Source organism: Aquimarina agarilytica ZC1 (assembly GCF_000255455.1).
GTDB classification, from domain to species: Bacteria; Bacteroidota; Bacteroidia; order Flavobacteriales; family Flavobacteriaceae; genus Aquimarina; species Aquimarina agarilytica.
In genome coordinates this window covers 1-9,168 of record NZ_JH621307.1, presented here as the reverse complement: position 1 = coordinate 9,168, position 9,168 = coordinate 1, and the positions used below count along the sequence as shown (strand labels likewise).

At 34.3% G+C, this 9,168-nt stretch carries 2 protein-coding genes; both read right to left on the bottom strand.

Annotation, left to right across the window (positions count from 1 at the left end; all coding sequences use genetic code 11):
• Nucleotides 1-196: 196 nt before the first annotated feature.
• Nucleotides 197-1,141, bottom strand: a complete 945-nt coding sequence (locus KQA_RS0217760; protein WP_010182968.1) for a PorP/SprF family type IX secretion system membrane protein — start codon at nucleotides 1,139-1,141, stop codon at nucleotides 197-199.
• Nucleotides 1,142-1,149: 8 nt separating this feature from the next.
• Nucleotides 1,150-8,580: a T9SS type B sorting domain-containing protein gene (locus tag KQA_RS0217755; RefSeq protein ID WP_010182967.1), complete on the bottom strand. Its 7,431-nt coding sequence runs from the start codon at nucleotides 8,578-8,580 to the stop codon at nucleotides 1,150-1,152.
• Nucleotides 8,581-9,168 lie beyond the last annotated feature (588 nt).

Sequence of the window (9,168 nt, the reverse complement as noted above, 5' to 3'; positions counted from 1 at the left end):
TTATCAAATTTTGGATTTTTTATGTATAATTTTTGAGAATCAAGCATTCTCTGAATGCGCCGTTAAAGGTTAAAGGTTAAAGGTTAAAGGTTAAAGGTTAAAGGTTAAAGGTTAAAGGAGCAACAAACTCTTGATTTTCTTATTGTTCTCATTGACTTCTTTTTTACACAAAATGAGCTGTAATACCAATTAAAAATTAATAGGTACAACCACAATTACTCTTTTTACAACCAAAATCAATTCCTAAACTAAGTAAATGGGATCCGCTATTATCTGTTCCAGATACCTCATTTACATTTGCTTGATACCCGTAGGCGAAATAAAATTTTGCTTTTTTAATCCCTATCATTGGAGATACTGACAGGGGTTTAAATTCCTGATCTACTAGGCTTCGAACCGATATTCCGCCCCATAAATAACTATCCTGAAAAAATTTTCGCACCTTAAAGTTTGTGTCCAACGTGGAACGTTGATCACTGGAAAATTGACGGTACAATACAGAAGGTTCAAATTGCAATTCTTTAAATACATTATCAAATGTAAACCCCGAATACACATAATAATTAGTTAAGTTTCCTGGTTCATTTACACTAAAATCCTCCAATGGTTTCTCAAGTAAATTAATTGCATTAACTGTTATAAAAAAGGTTTTTAAACGATATAACACACTGGCATCAAAATTATGATCCACAGTATTAATATCACCATTTAACGCAGCTATGGGGCGATTAAATTCTGATGAATCAATAGTAAACTGTGTGTACTTATAACTTATTCCAAATGATAAATATTGACGTGAATATTCGCTTATGGTTAAATGATGTGCAAATGAACCCTGAAACCCTTTTTGGGATGTAAATCCATTACTATCATTAAACAATACAGCCCCCACCCCTGTTCGATCCTGAATACGACCATCAACAGATAGTGTTTGAGTACTTGGTCCATTATCCAAGCTTACCCATTGTTCAAAACCTGTACCTCGTATTTGCCAACAATCCCCAATACCGGCATAGGATGCCGATATTAAAAATGGGTTATCCGTTATATACTGATTAATCACTGGAAGATTAAATTCCTGTGCCTTAATACTAAAACAAGTTATAAGCAAAAAATATATAAAACTTAACTGTCTATTCACTATAAAAATTATTTACGATAAAGAGTAAAATGTCCTGTGAACTCACGCCCGCGATCGTCATTTAATTTTATCAAATACCAATAATCACCTGAAGGCATTACCGAACCTCCATAGGTTCCATCCCATCCTTCACCATTTTCTCTAAGCTTTATTCCTTTAAATTCTTTAAGCATTCTTCCATAACGGTCAAAAACCAATACTTCCATATTCTCGTAATCAATAAATGGATCTGGATCTAAATTATTTGTTGTAAACACCGTTAATCTATCTGGATACCATGTAGTTTCTGCATAATTACTACTGTCTGGATTAAACACATTAGGAATCTCTAGATTAATAACTTTAATATAGATCCCATCAATTTGATCAAAACATAAATTAGCCGCATCTTCACCTCTAAATGTTTTATCGGTTACCCTGAAGGTATAAAAACCATTTTCTTCCACATCAAAAGTACCATCTGCATTTATAGCTACTTCTTTATCTGGAATTCCACCCTCGGTAGTGGAATACAATACAGTAAAAATATACGGATTAGGGTCTCCGTCACTCACAATACCTCCAATAGCCTCTAACTTGTATTTATTTACTCTTCGTGTTTGAATAAAAGGAATTAAACTACCCGACTCATCAGGTTGTGTTACAAAAGCCACTTTAGTAAAAGGAACTAACTCTTCCAATTCATAGGGTTCCGATGGACAAACTGTTGTTCCACCTGGAGTATCATATTCTAAAATTACATTATAATCCCCAGCCGGTACCTCTGTAATCATATCTTCACCTTTTACTCCTCGCTTTACTTCAGTTCCATCGGTTTTATTCACAACCACATAAGTAATATCAGCAGCATTGATCAATTCATTCCTGTTTGTCCCTATAATAGTATAGGTTCCAAAATCTTCTGGGTCATCAATTTCCTTACAATCTGGAATAGCGATGGCCGTAAAATTATTAATATCTGGCAACTCAAGTGTAAATTCACGTAAAATAGGTTCACAAATTAATAGCTCTGGCATTGGCATGCCATTTCCAGAATCTACAATAAAAACCTCGTAAGAGACATTTGCTTTTAAGTTCATTAACGTTAATTGATCTACAGCTCCCGAATCTGCCACTTCATTTTCAGGCACACCAAAAATAGTAGTTGCTAGAGGCTCTGGAGTGGTATCCAAATCACGCTCCTCTACCAAAACATAATAGTAAGGTGGTCTACCTCCACTAATTTCATAGGTAATCATTCCATTTTCGTCACCTAAACAATCAGGTGAAGATCTCATGATTTCGGTAACCAAAATAGCCTCTTTAGATTCAATAGTTTCAATTTGCTCTCCAGTGATACAGCCTGTTCCTAAATCATTTACTATAACCACATAATCACCTGCGGCTAAATTTTCAACGGTAGCAGGTAATGTATCCGATGTGATACTCACCGAGTTTCCTTTCCCTAAATTAATAGTCCCTTGGATGTCCCCATCTGCAAAATCAGCAGTTCCTTCTACGACACCTTCTTCTTCAACAATAATGATAGTGTATGGCCCAATACCTAAACCTTCGTCCAATTTAACTGTTATCGAACCATCTTCTTCACCAGAACATGAAATTTCTGTGGACGAAGTTTCGAAAGTAAGCGCTGGGTGTTTTTCAATTGTAAAGCCTTTTACTACAGGGGTACATCCTAATATTTGTGTTGGCCCACTGGTTACTCTGTATACATAATCTCCCTCATCTAAGCCTGTAAATCTTGTTTCAGTTTCTTTTACTACTGCTGGTGTTGTGGTATCACTTAACGGATTAGCAAAACTAGTATCACTCGCCAAATAAAGATTATACGTATATTCACCAACACCTCCCAATACAGGAGCTGCTATATCAACAAAACCAGTACTATCGGCGCATAGTTTATCATCGGGAGAAACAATTTCATATTCAATGTTCGTTGGTGGAGGACTTACAATCACTGTAGTGAATTCCTCACAACCATTACTATCAACTACTCTAAAATAATTAACTCCAGTTGGTAATTCGAAAACCCCTAAACTTAAGCCTGTACTATTATTTGTTTCCGCAACAACAGTAGTAGATTCTTTAGGGTCTCCGGTAAGTAATTCAATTGTTGAAATGGAGGTCCCGCTTGAAATCCCTATCTGATAACGTGCTGTTTCTACTCCTTTATCGGATCTGGTATTATCACAAGCAATTGGTATAAGTAAATCTCTAGTTAACGCTATTGGATCTGGTTTTTCTAATGATACTACATTCGAATCTACCGTACAACCAAAACTATCAATGACACTTACTAAATAAAAATTAGCTGCTCCATTTTCACCAGGAATAACGTTTGTAAAAATATTACTGTTTTGTGGCGGTACACCTGCTATAGATACTCGATTATCTCCAGCAGCATTATCAACTTTTAACAACGTATAATTTATTGAAGTTACTGGTGCCGTACCCGCTGTTGGAGTTGCTGTAATAGTTGACACATCCTCTTTACACACAATTGGAGTCGCTGTAATTGACACACTTGGCAATACGACTGCATTTATTACTGGTAAAGCTTCTTCATCACTTGGACATGACGCAAAATTATCTTTTACACGAACGGTATAACTTCCTTCTCTTATGTTTAAATCACTACCAAAAAAACCAGTAGTACTTGTTCCAATAACAATTAAGGGATTTGCCGTTTCGACTAATTCAAAAGTATAAGGAGCTGTCCCACCATCGGCAGAAGCTAAAATAGTTACTGGACGATCACAAGTTAATTCTGTTACCTTATCAATAGTTAATTCCAAAGGTTTATCTGGACCCGTAATTTGTACAATTTCTATATCGGAACACAAACTTTTTGACGTATCAACTCCTGCTGCATCCGTAGCAATAACCTCAATAGTATAAGTTCCAATACCTAATGTATTAGATGTAGTTACATTAGTTGTTGTTGCTGTATTTAATAAGGTCACATTTCTGTCAATAATAGTTCCCGAACCATCACTTATTTCATACTTATAAAAACCAGTATAATTACTGATTCCAAAGCTAATTGTTGTACGATCTTCAAAACACTCTACAGTGCTATTCATTGGTGTAATTTCTATTTGATTCTCTGGCACAAAATTAATATCACCTGATAAGTCAAAAACTATTTCGTTAGATACTGGGGATTCACATTCATTAGAATCAATAATAACAAGTGTATAATTTCCTTTTTTAAGGTCTCTAAAAGGAAGATCCGCTATGGATGTTATGGTACGTACAGGTACTGAACCGCCATTGAAAAGCTGGAATTCGATGTAGGTTCCTGTTCCGCCAATATCTAAAGTAGCTGCATCTTTTATGGTAATACTTCCATCAGTATCACAAGCCAAATTATCTACTACCTCTAACTCAGGCGCTACTAAAGGATCTGGATCTGTAATTATGTATTCTTTTTGAGCAGTACATTCATCATCAGGATTCGTAATATCTATTATTTCTACCGTATATGTTCCTGCGGACATATTGATAAAAATCGGATCTGGTTGTCTTGGTCTTGTTATTGGACCGGCTATTACTGCATATTCAAAAATTCTACCAGCAGGTAAATCCGTACCATCTGCTTTGGTCGGAGTTACTCTAAAACGATGATTGCTTTCACCATTACAAATAGGATTTACAGAAGCATCTGCAATATTTAAATCTAAACCTTCATATAATTTAAGTGGATTTGGAATTTTTTGGGTAACAATACATCCATTTAAATCAATTTCCAAGGTTAACTCGGCAGGAAGCGAAGCAATGTCCACAAAGGTAACATCTGAAACATCGGGACCTGTCGGTAATCCACCTGCTGAATCATCAACAACCGGTGGTTCATTACTCACATCATCTACTCTAAATACCGTACTGATTCCTCTACCTGTAATACCAATTTCAAGAATTTGAAATACTGCCGGTGTTAAATCTAATGAGGCAGTTGGCGATGATAATTCAAGTTTAAATTCACCAGCGGTACATGTAATTTCTTTTTGAATAGAAAATGTACCAGAATAAGTTGGAAAAGGAGGTGTTTGAATTGGACCCGCTTCCTGTGCACATTCTGCATTTGTAATTGGTTCTGTTAAGGCTATACTCGCACTATTTCCAGAAAAAACACGAATTTTATAAGTCCCGTTAGGATCTACATTAAAAAACGGGAATGAAAAACTACTTGTTGGTAACGATTCTTCGGCAATAACGTCATCACTTAATGTAGGCGTCCCCTTAGTGTCAATTAATTGATAATAATACTGTGGTGTTCCTGGAGCTACTTCTACAATAATATCAGCGGTTGTATCATCTTCACTACTTACCAATTTATCCACACTACATGAAGGCAATCTGGTAAATTCAAATCGTTCTATAATTGGATCCGTGAACTCAATAGTATCTTCAAATATAAATTCACAACTTGCAGTATCGGATAAACCTATTACCAAAGGCTTTGCTATTACACGTACATTAACCAGCCTTACTATTGGATTAGGTTTAGGTATATTAAAACTTCCATAGTTTGCGCTTGTGGGTGTTTGCGATAATTCAGATACAAACCCACTACCTGTATCTACTAAAAATTCTAAACTATACTGTAAACTACTACCTGTTACCGAACTTGGTAAACCATTTACTTGAACTAAAGCCTCTCCTGAACAAATAGCCTCAGGTGGTACTGAGATACCCAAACCGGGATCAACCTCAGATGCTGTAAAGTAAAAGATATTGCTACAACCACCAGGCAAAACAATTTCTAACCTATAATTTCCAGTTTCTGCTAAATTAAAAAGTGATGTCTCCTCATTCATAGTATCCACCACTGCACTTTTAACCTCCGAATATGTACAACCATCACCAACATAAGGGCAATTATTATCATTATCAGGTCGAGGACATGAACCCTCATTGAATTTTGACCACGTTAACAGTGTCCCATTTGGATAAAATATGTTATCCCCAGTATCTGGATTAACATAATCGGCAGTAATATCAATAGGCCCATTACACAGTAAAAATTGAGTAACTATTTCTCCATCCACACTACAAGGATCTAATTTTGTGCCATTTAATGCAGGATTACTAAAAGGACTAAAAGTGGTTAATGTAGGATCAAATATTTTTACATCAAAAGTTTGAGTAATATTCAAACAAGGACTATCTGTTTTTTCAACAACTATATACCTCCCCGTTTCAGTAATAACAATTTTATTAGGGTCTGTATCTAAATTTGTTTTTGACAGAATTAGCACCCCATCATTCGGATTGTTACTTGTAGATCCTTCTGGTAATTTAAACCATTCGTAACTTAAAAAACCAAGACCCGCTTCTAATTCTTGTTCACTTCCACATAACAAAACAGAATCCGTAACATCTTGACATTGTTCTTGGTCTGATAAAAATATACTAGGTTCAGATACTAAAGCCCCACAAGTATCATCAAAACTTGGTACACTTTTAGAATCAAAAGTGTTTGTATTTAATATACCTGTATAACTTGTAGTAGCAATATTTTTAACCACATTATTACAAGCATTACGCAACTCACTACATTGCGCAACTACTTGTACTTTAAATTCAATTTTCACTTCGTTTAAACATGGCCCGGGAGAACTTGGAGTTCCACAATCTAAACCTGTTAAATCTGGTATTCCAATACTAATATTATCGGTTAAAAATGTCAAACCAGTCAAATCATCAATAATTGGTTGCCCAGAACTAACTGAAAAACTTGTTGGTGTAAATCCATCATAAGTAAATGAACTTGCATCAAGGTTGGTGTTAATTGGTATTAAATCTTCTAAAACAACACTCGTTGCTGTATCATTACCTATGTTCCTAACTGTTAGACTATAAATAATGGTATCTCCCAAATTTACTACTGCCGAGTCAGGAAATGTATTTCCATTTCCATCAAAAAATCTTTTTTCAACAATAACATTTGGCGCTACAATTTCTACAGCAAAGGCCGTAAAAAAATTACTATAGCTATCTTGATTTGTATTTAAATAAAGTTTTGCCGTAGTATCCGTCATACCACCTCCAATGCCACTACCATTGTTTAATATTCTATTATTTGTATTCACCAACTGAAAATGATCGGTATCATAGCTTAATGTATTCTGCGAATTTGGCATTCTAAAATTAGTATCACCTGCCAAGTTAGTAATCGTACTATTAAAAAAGTTTCGAGAATTGTCCGGAGTTGAGTTCTCTGAAAGTGGCCTTGCAGACGTAGGTACATTAGCGGGATTCAAAGGTCCTACTTGAGGAAAATTCACTTTAGAAGATTCTGTTTCAATTAAAAATTGATCTCCCCTCAATCCTCTATCTCCTTCTAATGAAGCTGCCCCAATCCAGGCTTTAATTTCTCCATTAGGTATCGTATTAAAGTTTGGCAAATCAAAATCTACTGGTGTATCATTAAAATTAATTGATGCAAAACCATCAAAAAAGTAAATATTTTTTGAAGTTACAGAAGGTGTAGGATCTTCATAAATTACTGCCAAAGTCCAACCTGCAGCTAAACCAGAGAATTCTCTGTATCCTGTAGTTCCTACAATATTTGCTACGGTCCAAAATCCATCAATTTCAATATTATTTGCTTCTAAATCTTTAAAAAGTGCTGTTACATCAGCTTTACACACATAAGCATCACCTTGAATTTGACCTATATTACTTCCATCTGCTCTTTTGATTAAATTATTGTAATAAGATCCTATTTTACCATCAACAATCACTTCAGATTGTAATTGTACTCCATTGGGATTTGATGTACTAGCGGGATTAGCACTAATATTGTAATATTGATTACCTCCAGGTGGCAAAATCTTAATTTCAGTATAGTCTTCACAATTAGCACCACAAAAAGAAGTTCTTGGTGTATTTAAGGATCCATTGCTTGAATCAAAAGTATTTCCCAAATAAAAGCCTGACCAATATAAATATGCCTTCACAATTGTAGCACATTCTTTGTTGGTATCTAGCCTTGCAGCACTAGAACTGAATGTTCCCTGCCCACTAAAACTAGTTGGTGAACCATTTACATTAGTTGTACCTCCATATGTTGTTTCCGAACTAGGTAGACTTGCATTAAAAATAGCAGAAAAACTAGGATCACTATCAATATCAATATATGCTCGGTTATAGTCTATACTCCCTCTCCTAGACACTCCATTACTCTCAAAGCCATTATAATCGTCATTTGGAGAAAAGTTTAGCGTTCCTGATCCATTAGGATTAGGAAAATCTCCCTTTATACCTAAAATACTATTACCAATAATAGCCATGTCCCCTTGAATCGTTTCATTGGCTACAGTTTTAAAATTTATTATTTCTCCTTTTACTTGAGAAAATAAATTACTAGCTGAGAATAAAAAACAAACTAAACTTATACAATTTAATTTGTAAATAAGTAATCGTTTTTTCATAGTAATTATTTAAAGTTGATTTTATTAAGTATAATCAAATCGTTATTATAAGATAATACCTACTCAATTCTATCCTATTATTGTACTTGCTTGTGTTTTTACTATCAACGTATTAAACAAACAATACATCGGCTTTTTTTGAGCTCTTTTTTTTCCAGTTAAATACTTCATGTAAGCACCTTAAAACAGATTACAATAAAACCAAAAACGTAAACAAAAACACAAATAACTACAAAACAGATTGTTAGTATTTATATCTTTTTTTTTTCACAACGAAATTCACGGAGTAACGACATAAGTCTAAGATTATTATGTAAATACTAAAAAAATATTCAACTTTTAATAAACATTTTTTGAGTTCATTTTAGGCTGTAATTTAACAAATGAAGGAAAAAACCTTCATTTGTTAATTATTTATTGATTATTCACATTTTACTCCCTGCAGAAAAGATTTTATACGTTCATGACATAAGCAAAATGCCACATAAGAAAACACATAAACTATAAATCATAGCAAATCAACATATTAACCTGAGTTCGATTAAAATTACTTGATTTTTTTATAACAAAAAAGACAGATTTTTAGTA